Source organism: Lelliottia wanjuensis (genome assembly GCF_030238365.1).
In the GTDB taxonomy this organism is placed as follows: domain Bacteria; phylum Pseudomonadota; class Gammaproteobacteria; order Enterobacterales; family Enterobacteriaceae; genus Enterobacter; species Enterobacter wanjuensis.
The window spans coordinates 138,088-163,123 of the sequence record NZ_JASSOT010000079.1 but is presented as its reverse complement, the minus strand read 5'-3'; the positions used below and the strand labels follow the sequence as shown (position 1 = coordinate 163,123).

Annotated in this window: 23 protein-coding genes and 1 riboswitch; of the genes, 12 read left to right on the top strand and 11 right to left on the bottom strand. The window is 57.2% G+C overall.

From position 1 onward, the window contains the following. Position 1 precedes the first annotated feature (1 nt). The 3 genes from QQF33_RS24755 to plsY form a co-directional block, all read right to left on the bottom strand. Positions 2–304 (bottom strand): urease subunit gamma, encoded by a 303-nt coding sequence (locus QQF33_RS24755; protein ID WP_039031754.1) that lies wholly within the window; start codon positions 302–304, stop codon positions 2–4. A gap of 9 nt (positions 305–313) precedes the next feature. Further along, on the bottom strand, positions 314–1,141 hold the full coding sequence (locus QQF33_RS24750; protein ID WP_285158790.1) for an urease accessory protein UreD: 828 nt from the start codon (positions 1,139–1,141) through the stop codon (positions 314–316). 98 nt (positions 1,142–1,239) lie between these two features. Then, positions 1,240–1,854: a glycerol-3-phosphate 1-O-acyltransferase PlsY gene (gene plsY / locus QQF33_RS24745; RefSeq protein ID WP_282494279.1), complete on the bottom strand. Its 615-nt coding sequence runs from the start codon at positions 1,852–1,854 to the stop codon at positions 1,240–1,242. A 107-nt stretch (positions 1,855–1,961) separates the two neighbouring features. Here plsY and folB point away from each other — a divergent pair, with 107 nt between their 5' ends. Together folB and bacA are read left to right on the top strand one after the other, a co-directional pair. After that, entirely contained in the window at positions 1,962–2,330 is a 369-nt protein-coding gene (gene folB, locus QQF33_RS24740) for a bifunctional dihydroneopterin aldolase/7,8-dihydroneopterin epimerase (RefSeq protein ID WP_282494280.1), read from the top strand. 105 nt (positions 2,331–2,435) lie between these two features. After that, complete coding sequence (gene bacA, locus QQF33_RS24735) at positions 2,436–3,257, top strand: undecaprenyl-diphosphate phosphatase (RefSeq protein WP_282494281.1); 822 nt, start codon at positions 2,436–2,438, stop codon at positions 3,255–3,257. Between the two features lie 10 nt (positions 3,258–3,267). Here the strand turns inward: bacA and QQF33_RS24730 are convergent, their stop codons facing one another. Continuing rightward, complete coding sequence (locus QQF33_RS24730) at positions 3,268–4,509, bottom strand: multifunctional CCA addition/repair protein (RefSeq protein WP_285158789.1); 1,242 nt, start codon at positions 4,507–4,509, stop codon at positions 3,268–3,270. Between the two features lie 60 nt (positions 4,510–4,569). Beyond that, positions 4,570–5,190 carry a TIGR04211 family SH3 domain-containing protein gene (locus tag QQF33_RS24725; protein ID WP_282494496.1) on the bottom strand — a complete coding sequence of 207 codons (621 nt, stop codon included), beginning with the start codon at positions 5,188–5,190 and terminating at the stop codon, positions 4,570–4,572. A 231-nt stretch (positions 5,191–5,421) separates the two neighbouring features. On the opposite strand from QQF33_RS24725, the gene QQF33_RS24720 reads away from it, so the two are divergent. From QQF33_RS24720 to hldE, 3 genes are read left to right on the top strand one after another with little or no spacing between them, the layout of a single operon-like run. Then, the gene (locus QQF33_RS24720) at positions 5,422–6,723 is read left to right on the top strand and encodes a CYTH domain-containing protein (protein ID WP_285158788.1); all 1,302 of its coding nucleotides are present in this window, start codon (positions 5,422–5,424) and stop codon (positions 6,721–6,723) included. 20 nt (positions 6,724–6,743) lie between these two features. After that, positions 6,744–9,599 carry a bifunctional [glutamate--ammonia ligase]-adenylyl-L-tyrosine phosphorylase/[glutamate--ammonia-ligase] adenylyltransferase gene (gene glnE, locus QQF33_RS24715; protein WP_285158787.1) on the top strand — a complete coding sequence of 952 codons (2,856 nt, stop codon included), beginning with the start codon at positions 6,744–6,746 and terminating at the stop codon, positions 9,597–9,599. 40 nt (positions 9,600–9,639) lie between these two features. After that, positions 9,640–11,070 (top strand): bifunctional D-glycero-beta-D-manno-heptose-7-phosphate kinase/D-glycero-beta-D-manno-heptose 1-phosphate adenylyltransferase HldE, encoded by a 1,431-nt coding sequence (gene hldE, locus QQF33_RS24710; RefSeq protein WP_285158786.1) that lies wholly within the window; start codon positions 9,640–9,642, stop codon positions 11,068–11,070. A 100-nt stretch (positions 11,071–11,170) separates the two neighbouring features. Here the strand turns inward: hldE and ubiK are convergent, their stop codons facing one another. Continuing rightward, positions 11,171–11,464 (bottom strand): ubiquinone biosynthesis accessory factor UbiK, encoded by a 294-nt coding sequence (gene ubiK, locus QQF33_RS24705; protein ID WP_285148268.1) that lies wholly within the window; start codon positions 11,462–11,464, stop codon positions 11,171–11,173. Positions 11,465–11,585: 121 nt separating this feature from the next. Beyond that, positions 11,586–11,736, top strand: a riboswitch (FMN riboswitch). A 105-nt stretch (positions 11,737–11,841) separates the two neighbouring features. Between ubiK and ribB the strand changes: the two genes are divergently transcribed. Next, the gene (ribB, locus tag QQF33_RS24700; RefSeq protein WP_285158785.1) at positions 11,842–12,495 is read left to right on the top strand and encodes a 3,4-dihydroxy-2-butanone-4-phosphate synthase; all 654 of its coding nucleotides are present in this window, start codon (positions 11,842–11,844) and stop codon (positions 12,493–12,495) included. A gap of 31 nt (positions 12,496–12,526) precedes the next feature. Here ribB and zupT read toward each other — a convergent pair whose 3' ends face one another. Beyond that, positions 12,527–13,300, bottom strand: coding sequence for a zinc transporter ZupT (zupT, locus tag QQF33_RS24695; RefSeq protein ID WP_100778889.1), 774 nt, complete (start codon positions 13,298–13,300; stop codon positions 12,527–12,529). A gap of 196 nt (positions 13,301–13,496) precedes the next feature. Here zupT and ygiD point away from each other — a divergent pair, with 196 nt between their 5' ends. Continuing rightward, positions 13,497–14,285 carry a 4,5-DOPA-extradiol-dioxygenase gene (gene ygiD, locus QQF33_RS24690; protein WP_285158784.1) on the top strand — a complete coding sequence of 263 codons (789 nt, stop codon included), beginning with the start codon at positions 13,497–13,499 and terminating at the stop codon, positions 14,283–14,285. Positions 14,286–14,373: 88 nt separating this feature from the next. Here ygiD and QQF33_RS24685 read toward each other — a convergent pair whose 3' ends face one another. The 3 genes from QQF33_RS24685 to tolC form a co-directional block, all read right to left on the bottom strand. Further along, positions 14,374–15,534, bottom strand: a complete 1,161-nt coding sequence (locus QQF33_RS24685) for a glutathionylspermidine synthase family protein (protein ID WP_103946988.1) — start codon at positions 15,532–15,534, stop codon at positions 14,374–14,376. Between the two features lie 2 nt (positions 15,535–15,536). After that, positions 15,537–16,199 (bottom strand): DUF1190 family protein, encoded by a 663-nt coding sequence (locus QQF33_RS24680; RefSeq protein WP_285158783.1) that lies wholly within the window; start codon positions 16,197–16,199, stop codon positions 15,537–15,539. Positions 16,200–16,402: 203 nt separating this feature from the next. Continuing rightward, on the bottom strand, positions 16,403–17,887 hold the full coding sequence (tolC, locus tag QQF33_RS24675; RefSeq protein ID WP_282494288.1) for an outer membrane channel protein TolC: 1,485 nt from the start codon (positions 17,885–17,887) through the stop codon (positions 16,403–16,405). 201 nt (positions 17,888–18,088) lie between these two features. On the opposite strand from tolC, the gene nudF reads away from it, so the two are divergent. From nudF to parE, 5 genes are read left to right on the top strand one after another with little or no spacing between them, the layout of a single operon-like run. Further along, complete coding sequence (gene nudF, locus QQF33_RS24670) at positions 18,089–18,721, top strand: ADP-ribose diphosphatase (protein ID WP_282494289.1); 633 nt, start codon at positions 18,089–18,091, stop codon at positions 18,719–18,721. Continuing rightward, entirely contained in the window at positions 18,718–19,140 is a 423-nt protein-coding gene (locus QQF33_RS24665) for a DUF1249 family protein (RefSeq protein WP_102104786.1), read from the top strand. The genes nudF and QQF33_RS24665 overlap by 4 nt, the downstream gene beginning before the upstream one ends. A gap of 27 nt (positions 19,141–19,167) precedes the next feature. Then, positions 19,168–19,995, top strand: a complete 828-nt coding sequence (gene cpdA, locus QQF33_RS24660; RefSeq protein WP_282494291.1) for a 3',5'-cyclic-AMP phosphodiesterase — start codon at positions 19,168–19,170, stop codon at positions 19,993–19,995. Then, positions 19,995–20,576 (top strand): esterase YqiA, encoded by a 582-nt coding sequence (yqiA, locus tag QQF33_RS24655; protein ID WP_282494292.1) that lies wholly within the window; start codon positions 19,995–19,997, stop codon positions 20,574–20,576. Before cpdA ends, yqiA begins: the two co-directional genes overlap by 1 nt. Before the next feature lie 27 nt (positions 20,577–20,603). Continuing rightward, positions 20,604–22,496, top strand: coding sequence for a DNA topoisomerase IV subunit B (gene parE / locus QQF33_RS24650; protein ID WP_282494293.1), 1,893 nt, complete (start codon positions 20,604–20,606; stop codon positions 22,494–22,496). A gap of 97 nt (positions 22,497–22,593) precedes the next feature. Here the strand turns inward: parE and QQF33_RS24645 are convergent, their stop codons facing one another. Next, positions 22,594–24,735 carry a TonB-dependent siderophore receptor gene (locus QQF33_RS24645; RefSeq protein WP_285143989.1) on the bottom strand — a complete coding sequence of 714 codons (2,142 nt, stop codon included), beginning with the start codon at positions 24,733–24,735 and terminating at the stop codon, positions 22,594–22,596. Positions 24,736–25,036: the final 301 nt, after the last annotated feature.

The following is a 25,036-nucleotide window of genomic DNA, read 5'->3' as shown; positions in this document are numbered from 1 at the left end:
CTCAAAGGATCGGATTGTGGACGGTGACGAGCTTGGAGCCGTCCGGGAAAGTGGCTTCCACCTGAATATCCGGGATCATCTCTGGCACGCCCTCCATCACCTGCGCGCGCGTCAGGACATGGCGGCCCGCTTCCATCAGCTCCGCTACGGTTTGCCCGTCGCGCGCGCCTTCCATAATGAAGGCGCTGATCAGTGCGACCGATTCCGGGTAGTTGAGTTTGACGCCGCGTGCGAGGCGGCGCTCCGCGACCAGCGCGGCGGTAAACAGCAACAGCTTGTCTTTTTCTCTGGGGGTCAGTTCCATAGGGTTCTCTTAGGTCTGCCAGATTCGGGGGGCGTGGGGCGCTTTGGCGGTAACAAACGGTCGCAGGTACTGCCAGATGTCGCGCATCGCCTGCTGGCAAATCAGGTTGTCGTGAGAGAGAAAACGCACCGACAGCAGGCCGTCGGTGAGGGTCGCACCGGCAAAATGTTCAAGCGGCGTGAGGCGCTCGCGCACGCCGTCCAGCAGGGCGTCGCTCGCCGGATAACAGAGCAGGGTGCCGATCCACGGGTGATTCGCTACCGGGGTTAAATCGCCGTCGACCAGATGCTGGCGCTCAATGAGCAGCGGTACGTCGTCGAGCCACACCTCCAGTCGGCTGTCGAGCCTGCCGTGGCTGAAGGTCTCGCCGATCACCGGGCGGCCCAGGCACAGCAACTCCCAGGCCAGCAGCGTACTGGAGTGATGCAGATGGAATACGGAGCGAAGCCGGGCATTCGCACCGGGGAAGAAAATGGTGTCCTGCGGCAGCCACTCAAGCGTCGCATTCTCTTCAATGAAAAATCGTTGATTGAGAAGGGCCTGCGCGCCCTGGCTACGATAGAACTTGCTGGCACCCGGCATGGTGATGAGCGCATGGCTATCCGCGGCCAGTTCGACCGAAATATCGAGTGAATCGCCGCCGACAATCCCACCGGGCGGGTGCAATAAATAGAGATGACAGGTTTCGTCTTCGGGATAAAAAGGGCGTTGAACGGTGAGCGGGCCGACGTGTCGCGCCGAGTGCAGGATGGTTTTTTCAGGGGTGTGGCGAAACTGCAACGCAAGCGATGCCTGCCAGCCTTTATACGCGTTATCAGTGACCTGGGTTGCTAACATGCTGCATCCATCCGCTCGCCATTTACTGCTTCAGTATGCCCTGGCAGAAATGAACCTTGTCATATGAGACGCTTATGGATGGAGGCGTAAAACCCGAATTACTCCGGGTCTTTTTTCTTTCTCTTCAACTTGGTCCAGATTTTGGTTTCCTGGCGACGCCACAGACGCTGGATGTTGTCGTGATGACGCAGAAGAATCAGGCAGGAGAGCATGGAAACGGGGAAGGTGAACTGGGGTTTAAACCACCAGACATAGAACGGGGCGATCAGCGCGCTGACAATCGCGCCCAGCGACGAATAGCCGCTCAAGAGCACGCTCAGCAGCCAGGTGCCTGCCATCACGCCGGTTAAATCCCAGCCGATGGGGGCAATCGCGCCGAACGCGGTGGCGACGCCTTTACCGCCTTTAAAACCAAAGAATACTGGCCAGATATGGCCCAGACAGGCGGCGATGGCGATAAGCCCCAGCCAGAACGGCGTCACGCCCAGAGCATAAGCGCCCCAGACGGGTAACATCCCTTTCAGAACATCAAAGATCAATACCGCTACGGCTGCTCCCTTGCCGCCAATTCGTAATACATTGGTCGCCCCTGGATTCCCGGATCCGCTGACGCGAGGGTCAGGCAATCCGGCGATGCGGCAGACCAGAATGGCGCTGGAGATTGAGCCGCAAAGGTAAGCGAGGAAGATCATTCCAGGCGCGATTGCACTCATAACGCTGTTCCGTTTTGAAAATGTATCTGTATTCTCTGCATCTGTGGATAATACGCATAATTCGCCGGAAGTGGTATCCGGTTTAGCCAAAAACCAGGCAGGTCGTGATGGATATTGTATTTATAGAGCAACTTTCGGTAATCACCACAATTGGTGTTTACGACTGGGAACAGACCATCGAGCAGAAGTTGGTGTTCGATATCGAAATGGGCTGGGATAACCGTCTCGCCGCAAAAAGTGATGATGTCAAAGACTGCCTGAGCTATGCCGATATCAGCGAAACGGTAGTGAAGCATGTCGAAGGACAACGTTTTGCACTGGTGGAGCGTGTGGCAGAAGAGGTGGCCGATCTGCTGTTAAGCCGTTTCAACTCGCCGTGGGTGCGCATTAAACTCAGCAAACCAGGTGCTGTGGCGCGTGCTGCCAACGTTGGCGTGATCATCGAGCGTGGCACAAATCTTAAAGCAAAGATTTAACGTCATAAATGCTAAACCATTTTTAGATATACAGGTCTTAAAGCTGTCTCTTTCACGGCGTCCATTGTGGTGCGCCGTTTTTTACATTTTTAGAAGGGTTAATAGATGAGCGATATACACTCGCTGCTGGTGGCGGCAATACTGGGTGTGGTCGAAGGATTGACGGAATTTTTGCCCGTTTCCAGTACCGGACACATGATCATCGTCGGTCATTTGCTCGGCTTCGAAGGTGAAACGGCAAAGACCTTTGAAGTGGTGATTCAGCTGGGTTCCATTCTGGCCGTGGTGGTGATGTTCTGGCGTCGCCTGTTTGGGCTTATCGGCATTCACTTTGGCCGTCCGCCGCAGCACGAAGGCGAGGGTAAAGGCCGTCTGACGCTGATCCACATCCTGCTGGGTATGGTGCCGGCGGTGGTGCTGGGGCTGATTTTCCACGACACGATCAAATCGCTGTTTAACCCGATTAACGTGATGTACGCGCTGGTGGTTGGCGGTGTGCTGCTGATTGCCGCCGAACTGCTGAAACCGAAAGAGCCGAAAGCGCCGGGTCTGGACGACATGACCTACCGTCAGGCGTTTATGATTGGCTGTTTCCAGTGTCTGGCGCTCTGGCCGGGCTTTTCCCGTTCAGGGGCGACGATTTCCGGCGGGATGCTGATGGGCGTGAGCCGCTACGCGGCGTCCGAGTTCTCGTTCCTGCTGGCGGTGCCGATGATGATGGGCGCCACCGCGCTGGATCTCTATAAGAGCTACCACTTCCTGACGGCGGGTGACATTCCAATGTTCGCCGTGGGCTTTGTGACCGCGTTCCTGGTCGCGCTGGTGGCGATCAAAACCTTCCTGCAGATCATCAAACGTATCTCGTTCATTCCGTTTGCGATCTACCGCTTCATCGTTGCAGCGGCCGTTTACGTGGTCTTCTTCTGAGCCACTGCCCTCAGTCTTTCGGCTGAGGGCAACGCGTTTCCTTCCAGTCTGTTACGGCCTGAATCCGGCGTTTGGTTAACTCGTCGCGGATTGCCGGGCCTTTGAATCCAGCTTCCACCACCGCTTTCGTCGGTACCGCTTTCGCAATTTCCCAGGCTTCACGCAGCAAACGGCCCTGCGGATAATCACAGGCTTCAAAACCGGTGCGCCCGCGCACGTCCGCTTCGCTGGTGAGCGCGATTTGCTCGACGCGCTGCGGTTTGCGCCAGGCGTCGATGCTGTCGAACAGCTTGACGATGGTGGCCGGTTTCAGGATCGGGAAGGTGTGGATCAGGTCGTGGAATTCGGCGACCAGTTTTGCCAGATCGCGGATCTCGTTGGGTACCCGCAGACGCTGGCAGATATTTTCCACCAGTTTGACCCCCGCCGGGCCGTGCCCGTGATGGCGTGGCCAGAGCGCTTTCGGGGTTAAGCCTTTGCCCAGATCGTGACAGAGCGTGGCGAAACGCACGTCGACTTCCGGGCTGAGCATCGCCGCCATGCTTAAGGTCATCAGGGTATGAATACCGGTGTCGATTTCGGGGTGCCACTTCGCCGGAGCCGGGACGCCAAACAGGGCGTCGATCTCCGGGAACAACACTTTTAGCGCGCCGCAGTCGCGGAGCACCTGGAAAAAGACCTGCGGATTGCGCGTCGTGAGGGCATTTTCCGTCTCTTTCCACACCCGTTCCGGCGTGAGATGTTCCAGCTCGCCCGCGTCGGTCATGGCGGTCATTAAGGCCATGGTTTCATCGGCAATGCGGAAACTGAGATGGGCGTAGCGGGCAGCAAAACGCGCCACGCGCAGGACGCGGAGCGGGTCTTCAGAGAAGGCCGGGGAGACGTGGCGTAAAATTCGGTTTTGCAGATCGGCCTGGCCGCCGTAAGCATCGACAATATGGCCGTCGTCGTCCTGCGCCAGGGCGTTGATGGTCAGATCGCGGCGCAGCAGATCCTGCTCCAGCGTGACGTCCGGCGCGGCATAGCAGGTAAAACCGGTATAACCGAAACCGGCTTTACGCTCGGTGCGCGCCAGGGCGTACTCTTCGCGGCTTTTAGGGTGAAGAAACACGGGAAAATCGCGGCCTACCTGCTGGTAGCCCGCGTTAAGCATCTCTTCGGGCGTGGCACCCACCACAACCCAGTCTTTATCTTTGACCGGCAGACCTAACAACGCATCACGAACCGCACCACCGACCAGATAAATCTTCACGCCTGAACTCCCGAATTCTCTTTTCACCAGATAATACGTAAGTCTGGCAGAGAAGACGAATTAGTTCATCCAGCGATCTTTACGCTTACGGCTCGGGATCAGATGTGGCAGCACCAGGCCGAGGAACAGACCCACGCCCAGCACGCCGCCGCCATACATAAACCACTGCATGATGATGGTGCGCTGTTTGTCATCGAGCTGCAGATTGGCGGCGCTCACTTTCTTCTGCGCCACAATCAGCTCGTTTTTCAGCTTCTGGTTCTCTTCTTTCAGGCCGTTGATCACGCTGTCGCTCTGGGCCACTTTCTGCTGCATTTCGGCCGTGCGCTGGTTCCAGGTGGTGTCGATGTTGGTCAGCTTGTCGGTCAGGGTTTTGACCTGATTTTCCAGATCCGGCACGCGGGTGCGCAGGCTCGGCACATTGCTCAGCTGTTTAAGCGGGATCCACGACGTACGGCCCGTGCTGTCGCGCACCTGACCGTAATTACTGTCCTGATTTGTCTGTAACAGAACCACTTCCTCGCCGGCATTCACCGTGCCCACGAGGCGATAATTGTCTCCAGGGCCGCTACGTACCCAGGTGTTTAATTCGTCAGAAACATAACGTTTCTCTTCAGCATGGACCGCGGTCGCGGCGCTGAAAGCAAGTAAAGTCAGTCCAATCAGGCGTAATTTAAGCATCATTAGTCGTTATTTTCATAAAAAGTGGAACGATAGTAGTGGCAACAGTGTCTCCACGCAAAGCATTCGCATCAGCTATCGGAATCATCTGTGCCACCGCGTTAAACTTTTACGCCCGTCAAATTGCTCATTGCGTGGCAATTTGGCGCAAAATACTATGTACTGACAAACAAATGGCGAGGAAGTTCGCCTTCATTGACGCGGCTGTGACGCAACCGAAAGTACAGGGCTATGGCACAAGAAATCGAACTAAAATTTATCGTCGAAAAGGGCAGCGTCGATGCGCTGCGAACCCATCTGAATCAGCTGACGGCTGAACATCACGAACCGGTTCAACTCCTTAATATCTATTACGAAACCGCCGATAACTGGCTGCGTAGCCATGATATGGGGCTGCGCATTCGTGGCGCGAACGGGCGCTACGAGATGACGATGAAAATTGCCGGGCGTGTGGTCGGCGGTTTACATCAGCGTCCTGAATATAATATCGACATTGAAAAACCAGAACTTGAACTGAGTCGACTTCCGGCAGACGTCTGGCCGAACGGCGAACTGCCGGACGGGCTGTCAGACCAGGTGCAGCCGCTGTTCAGCACCGATTTCTGGCGCGAAAAGTGGCTGGTGAACGAAGGGAAAAGTCGCATTGAAATCGCGCTCGATCTGGGTGAAGTGAAAGCGGGCGAGTTCCATGAGCCGATTTGCGAGCTGGAGCTTGAACTGCTGGAAGGCAACGCCGACGACGTGCTGAAGCTGGCGCGTAAGCTGGTGGGCCAGTCGGGCCTGCGTCAGGGTAGCCTGAGCAAAGCCGCGCGCGGGTACCATCTGGCGGCGGGCAATGCGCCGCGTCAGGTGAAAGCCACCACCCTTCTGCACGTGGCACCCAAATCCAGCGTCGAGCAGGGGCTGGAAGCCTCGCTGGAGCTGGCTCTGAGCCAGTGGCAATACCACGAAGAGCTGTGGGTGCGCGGCGTGAGCGAAGCGAAAAAGCATGTGATTGCGGCGATGGGCCTGGTGCGCAGCACCCTGACCCTGTTTGGCGGTGTGGTGCCGCGTAAAGCGAGCGCTCACTTACGTGACTTCCTGACCCAGACCGAAACCCTGATGGCGACGGACGTCTCTGCTGAAACGGCGGTCTACAGCCCGCAAACTGCGGCCGCCAAACTGGCGTTGACCGAGTTTCTGGTGACGCGCGGCTGGCAGCGTTTTCTGGATGACAAAACCCAGAAGAAAATCGCCGACTCATTCAAGCGTTTCGCCGATACGCATCTCTCCCGCAGCAACTCGGAGCTGAAAACCATTTTTGACCGCCCGCTCGGCGATCAGTACAGCGATCAGCTGGTGCGTCTGAACCGCGATATCGACACGGTTCTGCTGCTGGCGGGGAGCTACGACGGCCCGAAAGCACAGGCGTGGCTGGAGAACTGGCAGGGGCTTCGCCATGCCATCGAAACGCGCCAGCGTATTGAAATTGAACATTTCCGCAATGAGGCTATTTCGCAAGAGCCGTTCTGGCTGCACAGCGGAAAACGTTAACTCAGGCAAGGAACCCGATAATGCCGCTTTCTTCACAGCTCACGCAGCACTGGCAGACGGTTTGTGCGCGTCTGCCGGAATCATTACCCGCCGACTCACTCAGTGAGCAGGCGCAGCAAGTGCTTACTTTTAGTGATTTTGTCCAGGAGAGCATCACCGCGAATCCTGACTGGCTGGCTGAACTGGAAGCGGCACCGCCGCAGGCAGACGAGTGGCAGCACTATGCGCAGTGGCTGAGCGACGCGCTGGCAGAGGTGAACGATGAGCCGACGCTGATGCGCGTGTTGCGCCAGTTCCGCCGTCGCGTGATGGTGCGCATCGCTTGGGCGCAGTCGCTGGAGCTGGTGAGCGAAGAGAGCACCCTGCAGCAGCTGAGCGTTCTTGCGGAGACGCTGATTGTGGCCGCGCGCGACTGGCTGTACGACGCCTGCTGCAAAGAGTGGGGCACGCCATGCAGCGAAGAGGGCACGCCGCAGCCGCTGATGATTTTGGGCATGGGGAAACTGGGCGGCGGTGAGCTGAATTTCTCGTCGGATATCGACCTGATCTTCGCCTGGCCGGAAAAGGGCGCAACCCGCGGCGGACGCCGCGAGCTCGATAACGCGCAGTTCTTTACCCGTCTCGGCCAGCGGCTGATTAAAGCGCTGGATCAGCCGACCCAGGACGGTTTCGTCTATCGCGTGGATATGCGCCTGCGTCCGTTCGGCGACAGCGGCCCGCTGGTGCTGAGCTTTGCCGCACTGGAAGATTATTACCAGGAGCAGGGCCGCGACTGGGAGCGCTACGCGATGGTGAAAGCGCGGATCATGGGCGATAACGGCGACGTTTACGCCGATGAGCTGCGCGCCATGCTGCGCCCGTTCGTTTTCCGCCGCTATATCGATTTCAGCGTCATTCAGTCCCTGCGCAACATGAAAGGGATGATTGCCCGCGAGGTGCGTCGTCGGGGCCTGAAAGACAACATCAAACTCGGCGCGGGCGGTATTCGTGAAATTGAGTTTATCGTGCAGGTCTTCCAGCTGATCCGCGGTGGGCGCGAGCCGTCCCTGCAATCCCGTTCGCTGCTCCCGACGCTGAACGCCATCGAACAACTGCATTTACTGCCGGAAGGCGATGCGCAAACCCTGCACGATGCCTATCTCTATTTGCGTCGCCTTGAAAACCTGCTGCAAAGTATCAACGACGAACAGACCCAGACCCTGCCCGGCGACGATCTCAACCGCGCGCGTCTGGCCTGGGGGATGCGCGTTGACGACTGGCAAAAACTGACTGAACAGCTGGACGCCCATATGGCGGGCGTGCGGCGGATCTTTAACGATTTGATTGGCGATGACGAAGCCGAATCGGCGGACGATACCCTGTCCGAACACTGGCGCGAACTGTGGCAGGATGCGCTGCAGGAGGACGACACCACGCCGGTGCTGGCGCATTTAAGCGATGACGATCGTCATCGCGTGGTGGCGCTGATCGCTGATTTCCGCATGGAAATGAACAAACGCGCCATCGGGCCGCGCGGACGACAGGTGCTCGATCACCTGATGCCGCATCTGCTGAGCAACGTCTGCTCGCGGGCGGATGCGCCGATCCCGCTGTCGCGCCTGACGCCGCTGCTCACCGGGATTATCACCCGCACGACTTATCTTGAACTCCTGAGCGAATTCCCCGGCGCGCTCAAACACCTGATTTCGCTCTGCGCCGCGTCGCCGATGGTCGCCAGCAAACTGGCGCGCTACCCGCTGCTGCTGGACGAACTCCTCGACCCGAATACGCTCTATCAGCCGACGGCGATGGATGCCTATCGCGATGAGCTGCGCCAGTATCTGCTGCGCGTGCCGGAAGAGGACGAAGAGCAACAGCTTGAGGCCCTGCGCCAGTTTAAGCAGGCGCAGATGCTGCGCGTGGCGGCGGCGGATATCGCCGGAACCCTGCCCGTGATGAAAGTCAGCGACCATCTCACCTGGCTTGCGGAAGCGATCATCGACGCGGTGGTCCAGCAGGCGTGGGGCCAGATGGTGGTGCGCTACGGTCAGCCGAAACATCTGGCGGACCGCGAGGGTCGCGGGTTTGCCGTGGTTGGCTACGGTAAACTGGGCGGCTGGGAGCTGGGCTACAGCTCCGATCTGGATTTGATCTTCCTTCACGATTGCCCGGTTGATGTCATGACCGACGGCGAGCGGGAAATCGACGGGCGTCAGTTCTACCTGCGCCTGGCGCAGCGCATTATGCATCTGTTCAGCACCCGAACCTCGTCCGGGATTTTGTACGAAGTGGATGCAAGACTGCGTCCGTCCGGCGCGGCGGGCATGTTAGTCACTTCCACCGAATCTTTTGCGGATTATCAGCAAAACGAGGCCTGGACGTGGGAGCATCAGGCGCTGGTGCGCGCTCGCGTGGTGTACGGCGATCCGCAGCTGAAAACGCAGTTCGACGCGATTCGCCGCGATGTCCTGACCGCGACGCGTGAAGGTGAAAAGTTGCAGACCGACGTGCGTGAAATGCGCGAGAAAATGCGCGCCCATCTGGGCAACAAACATCGCGATCGCTTTGATATCAAAGCCGATGAGGGCGGGATCACCGATATCGAGTTTATTACCCAGTATCTGGTGCTCCGTCATGCGCATGACAAGCCGAAGCTGACACGCTGGTCTGATAACGTGCGCATTCTGGAACTGCTGGCGCAAAACGACATTATGGATGAGCAGGAAGCGCAGGCGTTGACCCACGCTTACACCACGCTGCGTGATGAATTGCATCATCTGGCGTTACAGGAACAGCCGGGCCATGTGGCGCCGGAATGTTTTAACATCGAGCGAGAACGCGTTCGCACCAGCTGGCAGAAGTGGCTGGTGGAGCCGTGCGTATCGAAACATGTGTGATATTATCGCGCGCAAATTGTGAATCTTTCTGGAGTCAGGAATGAAAGTAACACTGCCAGAGTTTGAACGTGCTGGGGTTATGGTTGTCGGTGATGTGATGCTGGACCGCTACTGGTACGGGCCAACCAGCCGCATCTCGCCGGAAGCCCCGGTCCCGGTCGTTAAGGTCGATACCATTGAAGAGCGTCCTGGCGGCGCGGCCAACGTGGCGATGAACATTGCTTCTCTCGGCGCGCATTCCCGTCTGGTCGGGCTGACCGGCATTGATGATGCGGCGCGCGCGCTCAGCAAAACGCTGACCGAAGTCAACGTGAAATGCGACTTCGTTTCCGTGCCGACGCATCCGACCATCACCAAACTGCGCGTGCTCTCCCGCAACCAGCAGCTGATCCGCCTCGACTTTGAAGAAGGTTTTGAAGGCGTAGATCCTGAGCCGCTGCACGAGCGTATCGCGCAGGCGCTGGGCAATATCGGCGCGCTGGTGCTGTCTGACTACGCCAAAGGCGCGCTCGCCAGCGTACAGCAGATGATCCAGCTGGCGCGTAAAGCGGGCGTTCCGGTGCTGATCGACCCGAAAGGGACCGATTTCGAGCGCTATCGCGGTGCGACGCTGCTGACGCCAAACCTGTCTGAGTTTGAAGCGGTGGCCGGTAAGTGCAAAAACGAAGAAGAGATCGTTGAACGCGGGATGAAAATCATCGCCGATTTCGACTTCTCCGCGCTGCTGGTGACGCGCTCTGAGCAGGGCATGACGCTGTTGCAGCCGGGCAAACCACCGCTGCATATGCCGACCCAGGCGCAGGAAGTTTACGACGTGACCGGTGCGGGCGATACGGTGATTGGCGTGCTGGCGGCAACGCTGGCGGCGGGCAATTCCCTCGAAGAAGCCTGCTACTTCGCGAACGCGGCAGCGGGCGTGGTTGTCGGTAAACTCGGGACTTCGACCGTGTCACCGATCGAGCTGGAGAACGCGGTACGCGGTCGTGCGGATACCGGCTTTGGCGTGATGAGTGAAGACGAGCTGAAAACAGCCGTCGCGGCGGCGCGTAAGCGCGGCGAGAAAGTGGTGATGACCAACGGCGTGTTCGACATTCTGCACGCGGGCCACGTTTCGTATCTGGCGAATGCGCGCAAGCTCGGCGATCGTCTGATTGTCGCGGTGAACAGCGATGCATCGACCAAACGTCTGAAGGGCGAAACGCGTCCGGTGAATCCGCTGGATCAGCGCATGATTGTGCTCGGCGCGCTGGAAGCAGTCGACTGGGTGGTCTCTTTTGAAGAAGACACGCCGCAGCGTCTGATTGCTGGCATCCTGCCAGATCTGCTGGTGAAAGGCGGCGATTATAAGCCAGAGCAGATTGCGGGTAGCGAAGAGGTCTGGGCCAATGGTGGCGAAGTGATGGTGCTCAACTTTGAGGACGGGTGTTCAACCACCAACATCATTAAGAAGATCCAGAAAGACAGTCAGTAACAAAAGCCCGGTGGCGCTTTTTCGCCGGGTGGCGGCTGCGCCTTACCCGGCCTACGGTTTTGTAGGCCCGGTAAGCGAAGCGCCACCGGGCAATAAGTGCTTATGCTTCTTCGACGGGCGGGATCGCCGGCGCCGGTTTCACTTCCGCTGGCTGACTGCGGTTTTCCAGCTCGGTCAGACGCTGTTCCAGCAGCGCCAGCTTTTCGCGGGTACGCAGCAGAACCTGCGTCTGCACGTCAAACTCTTCACGGCTCACCAGATCAAGACGCGTCAGCTGCGACTGCAGCACCTGGCGGATTTTCTTCTCGACGTCATCGCCAAACTCACGAATGCCTTTCGGCATGGATTCATGAACCTGACGGGCAATTTGTTCAATTTTTTTCGGGTCAATCATGGTCGTTTCCCTTGATCGGAAGGTGTTAGCGAACATTGTAGCGCGTAACCCATAGACATAAACCAGAATTGTTTGATGCTTATGCATTGCCCAGCATAATCAATAGCGTTATAGTTATCTCGCTTATTCTCAGGGCGGGGCGAAATTCCCCACCGGCGGTAAATCAGCCTTGCGCTGAAAGCCCGCGAGCGCTTTGGGTGAAAACTCAAAGGTCAGCAGATCTGGTGTAATTCCAGAGCCGACGGTTAGAGTCCGGATGGGAGAGAGTAACGATCCAGCCGGGCGAGGCCCGCTCACGTTATTTTTTTGCCGCTTACGCGGTGCTCCTAAGACTGCCCTGATTCTGGTAACCATAATTTTAATGAGGTTTTTTTACCATGAATCAGACGCTACTTTCCGCTTTTGGCATCTCTACCGATCGTGTAGAGCTTGCACTGACCGCACTCCGTGAACATCGCGGTGTGATGGTTCTCGATGACGAAGACCGTGAAAACGAAGGCGATATGATTTTCGCCGCAGAAACCATGACCGTTGAGCAGATGGCGCTGACCATCCGTCACGGCAGTGGCATCGTATGTCTTTGTCTGACCGACGAACGTCGTAAACAGCTCGATCTGCCGATGATGGTCGAAAACAACACCAGCGCATTCGGCACCGGTTTTACCGTGACCATCGAAGCCGCGCACGGTGTGACCACCGGCGTTTCTGCCGCTGACCGTCTGACGACCGTTCGTGCTGCTACCGCTGACAACGCAAAACCTTCAGACCTGAACCGTCCTGGCCACGTCTTCCCACTGCGCGCGCAGCCGGGCGGCGTGTTGACTCGCGGCGGCCACACTGAAGCGACCATCGATCTGGTGACGCTGGCAGGCTTTAAATCTGCGGGTGTGCTGTGTGAACTGACCAACGACGATGGCACCATGGCGCGCGCGCCGGAGTGCATCGAGTTTGCGAAGAAACACAATATGGCTGTGGTGACGATCGAAGACCTGGTGGCCTACCGCCAGGCGCACGAACGCAAAGCCAGTTAAATAAAAAACGCCGGGTTATCCCGGCGTTTTTTTATCCAATGCCCGCAGTTTGTAGCAGCACCAGACTTAATCCCATCACCGACATTCCGCACAGCACGCCGTAACTGGGGTTGTTGTTAGGATCGATCTCTTTCGCCAGCGGCATCAGCTCGTCAACCGACAGCGCGACCATAATCCCCGCAACCGCCGCCATAATCGCTGCCATCACTACCGGGGAGATCATGCTGCCGAGAATCAGCCACGCCAGCACGCCGCCTAAAATTTCCGCCAGACCCGAAATCCCGGCCCAGAACACCGCCGTGCGTTTTGAGCCCGTTGCCGCATAAACCGGTCCTGCGACGGCCAGTCCTTCAGGAATATTGTGCAACGCTACAGCCAGCGCAATGCCAAAGCCCAGCTCGAGGTTATTGCTCGCCGTCACGTAGGTGGCCACGCCCTCAGGGAAGTTGTGCAGGCTGATGCCGAGGGTGAGCAAAATGGCCGTGCGTTTGATATTTCCGTGCGACGGTTTGACGCTTTTTTGCATCAAATCCTGCGGATGCGCGTGGGGCAGCATGCGGTCGAGACCGAAATAGCCCAGCAGACCCACGACGAACATGCCGTAGCCGAGCACCGGCGACATTCCCTCGGTGCCGAGCGCCGCGGGCAGCATCTCCATCAGGGAGATCAGCAGCATGATCCCGGCGGCAAAGCCGAGAGAAAATGCCAGTACGCGGTTCGAAGGCTTTTGCCCGAGCACGCCAAGAATCGCACCAATGAAGGTGGCGGCACCCGCAAGTATCGTCAGAATCAAGGGTACTGACATGAATCGCTCCTTATGATAATGATTCTCATTAATGCTAATGATTAATTTGCTGCAAAGCGAGAGGGGACTCCCGGCTTTACAGTTTCCTTACATTCAAATTTTCTGAAGATCTTCATCATGCTTATCTGAGTTCATGTTGTGCAGATAGCGGGTAATGTAGTGACATTAAACAGACACCCTATGTAAGGATATCACCATGACTTCTTCTCGTATGCCAGCACTGTTTTTGGGCCACGGTAGCCCGATGAACGTCCTGGAAGATAACGTCTATACCCGCGCCTGGCGTCATCTCGGCGAGACGTTGCCTCGTCCGAAGGCGATCGTGGTGGTCTCTGCGCACTGGTTTACCCGCGGCACCGGCGTGACGGCGATGGAAGCACCGAAAACCATTCATGATTTTGGCGGTTTCCCGCAGGCGCTGTACGACACGCACTACCCGGCACCGGGCTCGCCAGCGCTGGCACAGCAGTTAGTCGATCTGCTGTCCCCGGTTCCTGTGACGCTGGATAAAGAGGCCTGGGGCTTCGACCACGGCTCCTGGGGCGTGCTGATCAAAATGTACCCGGATGCCGACATCCCGATGGTGCAGCTGAGTATCGACAGCACCAAACCGACGGCGTGGCACCTGGAGATGGGCCGTAAGCTGGCGAAACTGCGCGACGAAGGCATCATGCTGGTGGCGAGTGGTAACGTGGTCCACAACCTGCGCACGGCGCGCTGGCACGGTGAAAACACACCGTATCCGTGGGCGACGTCGTTCAATGATTTTGTTAAAGCGAATCTGACCTGGCAGGGCCCGGCGGAAGACCATCCGCTGGTGAACTATCTGGATCATGAGGGCGGTTCGCTCTCGAACCCAACCGCGGAGCACTTCCTGCCGCTGCTGTACGTACTGGGCGCGTGGGACGGCAGTGAGCCCGTTACCGTTCCGGTGGACGGCATTGAAATGGGAAGTCTGAGTATGCTTTCCGTGCAGGTGGGCTAAAAAGAAAGCCCGGTGGCGCTGCGCTTACCGGGCCTACAAAGGCAGATCGTAGGCCGGGTAAGGCGAAGCCGCCACCCGGCACAAACACTCACTCCACAAAAATATGCGGATAGAAGCGTGACAGATCCTGAGTGATCAGCGCGCGGTCTTCGCGAATGCCAATCCCGGCTGGCTGATCGTTGATGAGCCAACTGCCAATCAGCACATAGCTGTCGCCAAATTTCGGCAGGGGATAGAACTCCTGCACGATCATCCCTTCTTCGCCGTATGGCCCTTCGGCCGCTTCCAGGGTTTTGCCGTTTTCAATAATCGAAACGTTAGCCCCTTCGCGGGAGAAGATCGGCTTGATGACGTACTTATCCATCGGCGGATAATCGTCTTCGGCGAAATACGCGGGCAGCAGGTTCGGATGGTTCGGGAACATCTCCCATAGCATCGGCAGCAGCGCTTTGTTGGAGATAATGCTCTTCCAGGCTGGTTCCAGCCAGCGCACGCCCGCGTCTTCCAGCTTGGTGGAGAACACTTCGCGCAGCATATATTCCCACGGATAAAGCTTGAACAGGTTGCTGATCACCTGGTCCTGAGTATCCGTAAACTGACCGCGCTCGCCTAAACCGATATCTTCGATGTACAGGAATTCCGTCGCCACTTCCGCTTCAGCGGCACAATCTTGCAGATATTGCACGGTACCGCGATCTTCCACGGTATCGCGGCAGCAGGCCAGATGCAGGTAATTAAACCCGTGCTGCTCGCGCAGCTCTGCGAAGCGCTCGATCAGCTTCTCCTGCAGGGAATTGAACTGGTCGCTGCCTTCCGGCAGGTTGCCCGCAGCAATCTGATCTTCAAGCCAAATCCACTGGAAGAACGCCGCTTCGTACAGCGAGGTTGGCGTATCAGCGTTGTTTTCCAGCATCTTAGGATCGCCCACGCCGTCCCACGCCAGATCGAGGCGCGAGTAGAGCGAAGGCTGGTTAGTCTGCCAGGCGTGACGCACAAAACCCCAGGTGTGTTTAGGGATGCGGAATTTGGTCATCAGCTCATCGCTGGCAACCACCTTTTCCACCACCTTCAGGCACATCTGGTGCAGCTCGGCGGTCACCTCTTCCAGTTTTTCGACCTGGGCGAGGGTGAGCTTGTAGTAGGCATCTTCACACCAGTAGGGTTCGCCGTACATGGTGTGGAAGTTAAAACCGTATTCAGTGGCTTTTTCGCGCCAGTCCGGGCGCTCGACAATACTGACTCGTTCCATGATCAGCCGCCCATTGATCGAGAAGTGGAGCCTGTCGCGCTACGCTGCATGGTGGACTGTTTCGCCACGGACTCGCCAAAGCCACCGCGCGTTACGGTGCTGGTGGTCGCAGGTTTAGGTGCCATAGCGGATTTCGGAACGGTCGCGGTACGGCCAGGCGTTGCCGCGCCGTAGTTTTTGCCGCTCGCATCGGTGTACTTACCGTACGCCGGGCTGGACGGATTTTTGGAGCTGAACAGCGGCTGCTGCTGGCCCATACCGCCGCCCATCATACGGCCCATCATGTAACCCGCCATCAGCGGCATCCAGAAGCTGCCGCTGGACTGAGCCTGCGCCTGATTTTCTGGCGCCATACCGGCCTGAGCCGGTGCCTGCTGGCACTGACCTTCACCGAATTCGGCGATACAGTCTTCACGGGTGGCGTATTTCGGGGCGGTACGCTCCGCTTCTTTCAGGGCGTTGTTATAGGCAGTGTTACATTCTGCGCTTTTACCGGTGGCTGATGAGCAGTCATCGGCATTCTGATACATCGATACCGTTTCATCGGATTGCTCACAGCCTGCCAGCATAAAGACGGCCGTGAACGCCAGGGCGACAGGGGTGAGGTGACGCGCGTTCCAGTTTTTGCGGAACGAAGCGTGATTAATCGTTTTTGTCCGTTTCATTTTGTCTTCCAGGACCCAGAGGTGAACACACAGTAAATAAGGCTCAGGATAGAGGATGAGTGGTCGAAAATGAAGCGCAGAGGGGGATTCGGGGGGATCTTTACGTTGGCTTACGTTTGGATGTGATTTCGCCCCAGCTGGCGCTCTGCTTAACCGGCCTACACGACGGTAGGCCCGATAAGCGAAGCGCCATCGGGCAAAACTTAATGGCTACGGAACGGGTTGTTGCTGTTGCTACCGGTCGTGGTGGTACGAGCGGCGGCTGGCTGTGCCGCAGGGGCGGTGCTATTGGCGTTGTAGCCATCAGCGTTAGCGTCCTGCTGTGGGTTTTCTGGTGCCACGCTTTCAGGCGTGGTGGAAACCGGTTTGCCCAGCGTGCTGTTCAGCATCTGCAGGTCCTGCTCGTTCAACGTACCCAGCGCTGATTTGATATTCAGCTGGTTGATCAGGTAGTTGTAACGTGCGCTGGAGAGCTGTTGCTTCGCGTTATACAGCGTGGTGGTCGCGTCTAACACGTCAACGATGGTACGTGTACCGACGGAGTAACCCGCTTCCATCGCATCGAGGGAGCTTTGCGCAGACACAACGGCCTGTTTGTACGCGTTGATGCTGCTGATGGAGGCGTTCACGTTGTTAAAGGAAGAACGCACGGTCTGCACGACGTTGCGGTGCGCGCTTTCAAGCTGCTCGCTCGCGCCAACAAAGTTGTACTGAGCCTGTTTGACCTGAGAGTTCACCATGCCGCCCTGGTACAGAGGCAGAGAGAAGTTCAGGCCGATCTTGTTCTGACCCATGTTGCTGTCATCGTACTGGGTCGAATTATTGGTTTTTGAACCGCTATAGCTGGTGTCAGAAACGCCCGTCGATGCGGTCAGGCCCACGGTTGGCAGATGGCCATCCTGCGCCTGGCGGATTTGCTCGCGCGCCAGATCCTGGCTCAGACGAGCCTGCAGCAGCGCCAGGTTACGGTTTTCAGCTTCTTTCAGCAGGGCGTTAACCGCCTGCGGCTTATCCGTCTTGAAATTGTCGACGTTCAGGGACGCCAGCTCAGGGTAGTAATTGCCGGTCACCTGACGCAGGGATTCGAGTGCGTTATCCAGGTTGTTACGGGCAGTCACTTCGTTCGCCAGCACGCTGTCGTACTGTGAACGGGCGTTCTGCACGTCAGTGATCGCCACCAGACCCACGTTGAAGCGCTGGGTGGTTTGATCTAACTGACGGTAAATCGCCTGTTTCTGCGCTTCGGTGTAGGAGAGCGAATCGATCGCGCTCAACACGTTGAAATACGCGGTAGCGGTGTTCAGGATCAGCGTTTGCTGATCGGTCTGATAGGTCACGTCCTGGATACCGGCGCTTTTTTCCTGCAGGGAGAGCGCGCGCCATTTGGACATATCAAACAAGGTCTGCGTTAATTGCAGGGACGCGCTGGTGACGTTGGAGTTCACGCCGTTCGCATCGCGGAAGCCATTGTTGTAGGTATAATCTGCGCCTAAACCCAATTGCGGCAGCAGCGGGCTACGTGCTTCATTAATCTTTTCGAACGCAGCATCACGGTCGGCGGCTGACTTACGCAGCTCAGGGTTGCCCAGACGTGCTTGCTGATAAACCTGTAACAGGTTTTCTGCCTGGCTCATCGCGCTGAAGCCCGTCAGGCTCAGGCCGATAAGGATGGGGAGCAATTTCTTCATTTGCATTCCTTGTTGTGAAGCAGTATTAGCGCTGATCTAATTAAAAATAATTGCCGATTCTAACAGAATCATCCACACCAAAAGGTTGGCGTTACGTGCCATCTGGCGGTAATTTGCACCAATCTATCATATAGCCTTTGAAACGGCAGCCAAACAGCTTGAAATTCATGATTTCAACACAATTGTGACCAGGATACCGCCATGCAGAAACCAGATAAGTTGCCAGTGACTTTCACCAAAAACGATGTAGAAATTATTGCACGGGAAAAGCTTTATAGCGGTTTTTTTTCACTGGAACTTTACCGTTTCAGGCATCGGCTGTTTAACGGTGAAATGAGTGGCGAAGTCCGCCGCGAAATTTTTGAGCGCGGGCATGCCGCAGTGTTGCTACCCTTTGACCCAGTGCGTGACGAAGTGGTATTGATTGAGCAGATTCGAATTGCCGCCCTGGATACCAGCGAAAGCCCGTGGCTGCTGGAGATCGTCGCCGGGATGATTGAAGAGGGCGAAACGCCGGAAGACGTCGCCCGCCGTGAGGCGCAGGAAGAAGCAGGGCTGATTGTGGGCCGAACCAAACCGGTGCTGAGCTACCTGGCAAGCCCGGGTGGTGCCACCGAGCGCTCTTCGATTCTGGTGGGTGAAGTGGACGCCACGACCGCGCAAGGTATTCACGGTCTGGCAGATGAAAACGAAGATATTCGTGTTCATGTGGTGAGTCGGGAGCAGGCTTATCAATGGGTCAATGAGGGGAAAATCGACAACGCAGCCTCTGTCATCGCTTTGCAATGGCTCCAGCTGCATTATCAAGACTTACGAAAAGAGTGGAAAAAATGAAGCGTTATACACCTGACTTCCCAGAAATGATGCGTCTGTGCGAGACCAACTTCGCACAATTACGTCGCCTGTTGCCGCGCACCGACGCGGCCGGCGAAACGGTGAGCTATCAGGTGAGCAACGCGCAATATCGCTTAACGATTGTGGAATCCACTCGCTACACTACGCTTGTCGAGATCAAACAGACGGCTCCCTCGGTGAGCTACTGGAGCCTGCCGTCGATGACCGTCAGGCTTTATCACGACGCGATGGTGGCTGAAGTGTGTTCAAGTCAGCAGATCTTTCGCTTCAAAGCGCGATATGATTATCCTAATAAAAAGTTGCATCAACGCGACGAAAAGCATCAAATTAACCAGTTTTTAGCTGACTGGCTAAGATATTGTTTAGCACATGGAGCAATGGCGATTCCGGTTTGTTAGCGTCATAAACCTACCTAAGGACACCATTTGGAAAGCCTGTTGAACCTGACTGTTGCTGGTGGGGCGCCAGTCAGGATATTACAAATTACTGATACTCACCTGTTCGCCGAAAAGCATGAAACGCTGCTGGGGGTCAACACCTGGGAGAGTTATCAGGCTGTACTTGATGCCATTCGTACCGAAAACCGCGACTGCGATTTAATCGTCGCGACCGGCGATTTGGCACAGGATCAAAGCGCCGCGGCCTATCAGCATTTTGCTACCGGGATCGCGAGCTTCAGCGTGCCTTGCGTCTGGTTACCGGGCAATCACGACTTCCAGCCCGCCATGTACAGTGCGTTGCAGGAAGCGGGGATCTCCCCGGCCAAGCGCGTGTTCGTGGGCGATCACTGGCAAATCCTGCTGCTCGACACCCAGGTGTTCGGCGTGCCGCACGGTGAGCTGAGTGATTTCCAGCTCGAGTGGCTTGAGAACAAGCTCATTGATGTGCCTGATCGCCACACTCTGCTGTTGCTGCACCATCACCCGCTCCCGGCGGGATGCAGCTGGCTCGATCAGCACAGTCTGCGCAACTCTGCCGCGCTGGATCGCGTGCTCTCGAAATATCCTCATGTGAATAATCTGCTGTGCGGACACATTCACCAGGAACAAGATCTCGACTGGAATGGCCGCCGTCTGCTGGCGACGCCGTCAACCTGCGTACAGTTTAAACCCCACTGCGCCAACTTTACTTTAGATACCATTGCGCCGGGATGGCGCTGGCTGGACCTCCATGCGGATGGTCGGCTGACCACGGAAGTTTGTCGTCTGGAAGGCGCGCAGTTCCGCCCGGACACTGCTTCAGAAGGATACTGATGTCTACGCTCCTCTACCTGCACGGGTTTAATAGCTCCCCGCGTTCCGCGAAGGCGACCCAGTTTCGCCAGTGGCTTAGCGAGCATCATCCGCACATCGAGATGATCGTCCCGCAGCTGCCACCCTACCCGGCGGACGCCGCCGAAATGCTCGAGTCCATCGTGATGGAACACGGCGGAGAATCCTTCGGCGTCGTCGGCTCGTCGCTGGGCGGTTATTACGCCACTTGGCTGTCGCAATGCTTCATGCTGCCTGCGGTCGTGGTTAACCCGGCGGTACGCCCGTTTGAGCTGCTGACGGACTTTCTCGGCCACAACGAGAACCCCTACACGGGGCAGCAATATGTGCTAGAGTCACGCCATATTTACGACCTCAAAGTGATGCAAATAGACCCGCTGGACGCGCCAGATCTCCTCTGGCTGCTGCAACAGACGGGTGATGAAGTGCTGGATTACCGCCAGGCGGTGGCGTATTACGCGTCTTGCCGCCAGACTGTAGAAGAAGGCGGAAACCATGCTTTCACGGGCTTTGAGAATCATTTCACCCAGATTGTCGATTTTCTTGGGCTGCACAGCCTCTGACAACCAATGCGAATTGCTAGCTAAATCATGACGCAAACCTATAACGCTGATGCCATTGAGGTACTCACCGGGCTTGAGCCGGTTCGCCGCCGCCCTGGGATGTACACCGATACCACGCGCCCAAACCACCTGGGCCAGGAAGTAATTGATAACAGCGTCGATGAAGCACTGGCAGGCCATGCCAAACGCATCGACGTGATCCTGCACGCCGACCAGTCGCTCGAAGTGATCGACGACGGCCGCGGTATGCCGGTCGATATTCACCCGGAAGAGGGTGTCCCGGCCGTTGAACTGATCCTTTGCCGTCTGCACGCGGGCGGTAAGTTCTCCAATAAAAACTACCAGTTCTCCGGCGGCCTGCACGGCGTGGGGATCTCCGTGGTTAACGCCCTGTCTAAGCGCGTGGAAGTGACCGTGCGCCGCGACGGCCAGGTCTACAACATCGCCTTTGAAAACGGCGACAAAGTTCAGGAACTGCAGGTCATCGGCACCTGCGGCAAACGTAACACCGGGACCAGCGTCCACTTCTGGCCCGACGAAAGCTTCTTCGACAGCCCGCGTTTTTCCGTCTCACGCTTAACGCACATTCTGAAAGCGAAAGCGGTGCTTTGCCCTGGCGTAGAAATCACCTTCAAAGACGAAGTGAACGGCAGCGAGCAGCGCTGGTGCTATCAGGATGGTCTGAACGACTATCTGGGCGAGGCGATTAACGGCCTGCCGACGCTGCCGGAAAAACCGTTCCTCGGTAACTTCTCCGGCGATACGGAAGCGGTCGACTGGGCGCTGCTGTGGCTGCCGGAAGGCGGTGAACTGCTGACGGAAAGCTACGTCAACCTGATCCCAACCATGCAGGGCGGTACGCACGTCAACGGTCTGCGTCAGGGTCTGCTGGATGCGATGCGTGAGTTCTGCGAATACCGCAACATTCTGCCGCGCGGCGTGAAGCTCTCGGCGGAAGATATCTGGGATCGCTGCGCGTATGTGCTGTCGGTCAAAATGCAGGATCCGCAGTTTGCCGGGCAGACCAAAGAGCGTCTCTCCTCGCGTCAGTGCGCGGCCTTCGTTTCCGGCGTGGTAAAAGACGCCTTCAGCCTGTGGCTGAACCAGAACATTCAGACCGCCGAAATGCTGGCGGAAATGGCGATCTCCAGCGCCCAGCGCCGTATGCGTGCGGCGAAGAAAGTGGTGCGTAAAAAGCTGACCAGCGGTCCGGCCCTGCCGGGCAAACTGGCCGACTGTACCGCGCAGGATCTGAATCGCACCGAACTGTTCCTCGTGGAAGGTGACTCGGCGGGCGGCTCTGCCAAACAGGCGCGCGACCGTGAATTCCAGGCGATCATGCCGCTGAAGGGTAAGATCCTGAACACCTGGGAAGTCTCTTCTGATGAAGTGCTGGCCTCGCAGGAGGTGCATGACATCTCGGTGGCGATCGGCATCGATCCAGACAGCGACGACCTGAGCCAGCTGCGCTACGGCAAGATCTGTATCCTCGCGGATGCGGACTCAGATGGTCTGCACATCGCCACGCTGCTGTGCGCGCTGTTCGTGAAACACTTCCGTACGCTGGTGAAGAACGGTCACGTCCACGTCGCACTGCCGCCGTTATACCGTATCGATCTCGGCAAAGAGGTCTATTACGCCCTGACGGAAGAGGAGAAAGCGGGCGTGCTGGAGCAGCTGAAACGCAAGAAGGGCAAACCGAACGTCCAGCGCTTTAAAGGGCTGGGTGAGATGAACCCGATGCAGCTGCGTGAAACCACGCTGGATCCGAACACTCGCCGTCTGGTGCAGCTGGTGATCAGCGACGAAGACGAACAGCAGACCAACGCCATGATGGACATGCTGTTAGCCAAGAAACGTTCTGAAGATCGACGCAACTGGTTGCAGGAAAAAGGCGACCTGGCGGATATCGAAGGTTGATGCGAAAAGGCCCGGTGGCGCTACGCTTACCGGGCCTACGATCGATCCCCTCGCCCCTTTGGGGAGAGGGTTAGGGTAAGGGGAAACCCCGCTCGAATCAAAAATCCATCTTCACCGTAAACTGCACTTCGCGCGGATCGCCAATCTGGTTGCCCAGATTATTGGTACCAATCGACGACGTGTAGTAGGTCTTATCAAACAGGTTTTTCACGTTCAGCTGCAGCGTCACCGGATACTGCAACTTCAGCTTGTACGCCGCAAAGGCGTCAGCCACAAAATAGCCCGGCAGATAGTAATCCGCACCGTTGGTGGCCGAACGACGGCTCACGCCATGCCCACCGCCGCCGAGCGTCAGAGTATTCCCACCGATCGCGTTTTGAATATCGTAAGTCAGGAACAGAGAACCCGTATGACGCGGCACGTTCGGCAGCGGTTTGCCCGCGTAGTCCGGATCTTCCAGCACCTTCGCGTCCGTGTAGCCATAGCTGGCGATCACGTTGGTGTTCTCGGTCAAACGGCCCGCCAGATCCACTTCCACGCCCTGAGAACGCACGCGTCCGGCGGTTTTCGCCACCGTCTCATCTCCCACGCTCTCCGTGTAGAGCACGTTGCGCTTATGAATATCAAACAGCGCGATATTAGCGGTAATCCCGTCGAACAGGTCAAATTTGGCACCCACTTCGTAGGCATTCGACGTTTCCGGCGGCAGGTTGCCAATGTAGCTGGCGATAGACGACTGCGGCATAAACGTCTGCGAATAGTTGGCGAACAACGACACCTGCGGCGTCAGCTTGTAGACCAGGCCCGCTTTCGGCGTCCACTGGTCGTCGCGGCTGTCGGTATTGACGTTAAACGGACGACCTTTCCCCGCGTACTGGGTGTAAGACTGATAGCGCAGGCCGGTGACCGCAATCCATTTATCCGTCAGATAGAGCGCATCCTGCACGTAGGCGGAGTAGCTCTCCTGCTTGATGGTCTGGTCGCTGTCGGAGGCCGACACGGTCGTACATTTACCCAGATTGCCATAAGACGGATTGTAGATATTGAAATCTTTCACGTTCTTACAGCGGATCATGTCCGTGCGCAGCAGATCGTAATTCTCGTACGACACCCCGGTCAGGATCTCATTGTAAAACCCGGCAATATCCACGTTGCCCTGCAGATCCGCGCGGGTTGAGTGCATGCGCTGGGTCGAACCCTGGGTGGCGTCCACGCGGCGGGTCAGGTTGCCGGTGGCGGAGTCATAGGCCATCACGCGCGCCTGATTATCCGTGTATTTATCCTGGCTAAAGCTGTAGTCGAATTTCGCGGTCCATTGGCTGTTGAGACGGTATTCGGCGTTCAGCTGGGCCAGATCGGACTCCCCGTCGGTAATGTTGAAGGGTTCGTCAAAGCGCGTTTTGCGATCCACATTCACCGGCTGTTTGGTCGTCAGATCGAAGATCGTCCCGCGATCGAACGGGGTCTGATAATCGCGGTGGGAATAGAGCACCGTGACGGTCGCGTCGTCGCCAAACCAGGTCAGGGACGGCGCGATAAAGGTGCTGCGCTCTTTGCCGAAATTGCGCCAGTAATCCTCTTTCTGATATTCCCCCGTCAGGCGATAGGCAAGACGCGTGCCTTCAATCGGACCGGTCACGTCGAGCTGTCCGGTGCCGCCGCCAAAGCTGGTGGAGGTCGCCGAGATCGAGCCGCCAAACTGCTGCTCCGGACGCTTTGTCACCACGTTGATCAGCCCGCCGGGATCGAGAATGCCATACAGCGTCGACGCCGGGCCTTTCAGCACTTCGACGCGCTCCGTCGAGGCGTTAAAGCTGCGCGGCAGCACGGTGCGCAGGCCGTTGGTCATGATCGACCCGTCACGGTTGGCGCCAAAACCGCGGCGCACGAACGCATCCTGCGTGCCGCCGAGGGTGTTGGTTTGCACCACGTTGCTGACGTTATACAGCGCTTCGTCGAGCGTGGTGGCGTGCTGATCTTCCAGCACCTTGTCGCTCACGGTATTCACCACCTGCGGGATATCCAGCATCGGCATGTTGGTGAGCGTGGCGGTGGAGGTGTTCAGCGGCTGATAGCCGTTGGTGGCATCCGTTTTCGCAGACGTATCGGCGGTGACGGTCAGGGTTTCGCCGTCTTTCGCGGTGGCGCTGTCGGCCGCCTGTGCGAAGGGGGCGAGGAACAGCAGTGAAAAGAGCGCGCGCCCTTTAATCCCAGAGAATGAAGGTGTGAACTTAGCCATTAAATCTGTTTTCCCGAAATACCCGCGAAGGGTCGCGGATGAAGATGGTGTGTCATTGCCCGTAAAGCGCTACCCGTTTGCCTGTCCGGTATCGGGTATGTAATTGAGAATCATTCAAGCATGCGGGAATGTAGTAGTAAATGGAAAAAAGCAAAATTCGGCTACAGTCAAAAATCGTCGGATTTGCGATAGCCATGAAACTCTTAATGCTATGAAAATATGGAATTAATTAAGTGATTCCTTAAAGCGATACAGCCCATTAATCCCTGGTTTTTTTAGGGTGTTTATCCCCTTGACTACT

Bases quoted from the DNA above. Each gene is read 5' to 3' on its own strand.
- QQF33_RS24755 (WP_039031754.1), bottom strand. From the start codon at position 304: ATGGAACTGACCCCCAGAGAAAAAGACAAGCTGTTGCTGTTTACCGCC.
- QQF33_RS24750 (WP_285158790.1), bottom strand. From the start codon at position 1,141: ATGTTAGCAACCCAGGTCACTGATAACGCGTATAAAGGCTGGCAGGCA.
- plsY (WP_282494279.1), bottom strand. From the start codon at position 1,854: ATGAGTGCAATCGCGCCTGGAATGATCTTCCTCGCTTACCTTTGCGGC.
- folB (WP_282494280.1), top strand. From the start codon at position 1,962: ATGGATATTGTATTTATAGAGCAACTTTCGGTAATCACCACAATTGGT.
- bacA (WP_282494281.1), top strand. From the start codon at position 2,436: ATGAGCGATATACACTCGCTGCTGGTGGCGGCAATACTGGGTGTGGTC.
- QQF33_RS24725 (WP_282494496.1), bottom strand. From the start codon at position 5,190: ATGCTTAAATTACGCCTGATTGGACTGACTTTACTTGCTTTCAGCGCC.
- QQF33_RS24720 (WP_285158788.1), top strand. From the start codon at position 5,422: ATGGCACAAGAAATCGAACTAAAATTTATCGTCGAAAAGGGCAGCGTC.
- glnE (WP_285158787.1), top strand. From the start codon at position 6,744: ATGCCGCTTTCTTCACAGCTCACGCAGCACTGGCAGACGGTTTGTGCG.
- hldE (WP_285158786.1), top strand. From the start codon at position 9,640: ATGAAAGTAACACTGCCAGAGTTTGAACGTGCTGGGGTTATGGTTGTC.
- ubiK (WP_285148268.1), bottom strand. From the start codon at position 11,464: ATGATTGACCCGAAAAAAATTGAACAAATTGCCCGTCAGGTTCATGAA.
- ribB (WP_285158785.1), top strand. From the start codon at position 11,842: ATGAATCAGACGCTACTTTCCGCTTTTGGCATCTCTACCGATCGTGTA.
- zupT (WP_100778889.1), bottom strand. From the start codon at position 13,300: ATGTCAGTACCCTTGATTCTGACGATACTTGCGGGTGCCGCCACCTTC.
- ygiD (WP_285158784.1), top strand. From the start codon at position 13,497: ATGACTTCTTCTCGTATGCCAGCACTGTTTTTGGGCCACGGTAGCCCG.
- QQF33_RS24685 (WP_103946988.1), bottom strand. From the start codon at position 15,534: ATGGAACGAGTCAGTATTGTCGAGCGCCCGGACTGGCGCGAAAAAGCC.
- QQF33_RS24680 (WP_285158783.1), bottom strand. From the start codon at position 16,199: ATGAAACGGACAAAAACGATTAATCACGCTTCGTTCCGCAAAAACTGG.
- tolC (WP_282494288.1), bottom strand. From the start codon at position 17,887: ATGAAGAAATTGCTCCCCATCCTTATCGGCCTGAGCCTGACGGGCTTC.
- nudF (WP_282494289.1), top strand. From the start codon at position 18,089: ATGCAGAAACCAGATAAGTTGCCAGTGACTTTCACCAAAAACGATGTA.
- QQF33_RS24665 (WP_102104786.1), top strand. From the start codon at position 18,718: ATGAAGCGTTATACACCTGACTTCCCAGAAATGATGCGTCTGTGCGAG.
- yqiA (WP_282494292.1), top strand. From the start codon at position 19,995: ATGTCTACGCTCCTCTACCTGCACGGGTTTAATAGCTCCCCGCGTTCC.
- parE (WP_282494293.1), top strand. From the start codon at position 20,604: ATGACGCAAACCTATAACGCTGATGCCATTGAGGTACTCACCGGGCTT.
- QQF33_RS24645 (WP_285143989.1), bottom strand. From the start codon at position 24,735: ATGGCTAAGTTCACACCTTCATTCTCTGGGATTAAAGGGCGCGCGCTC.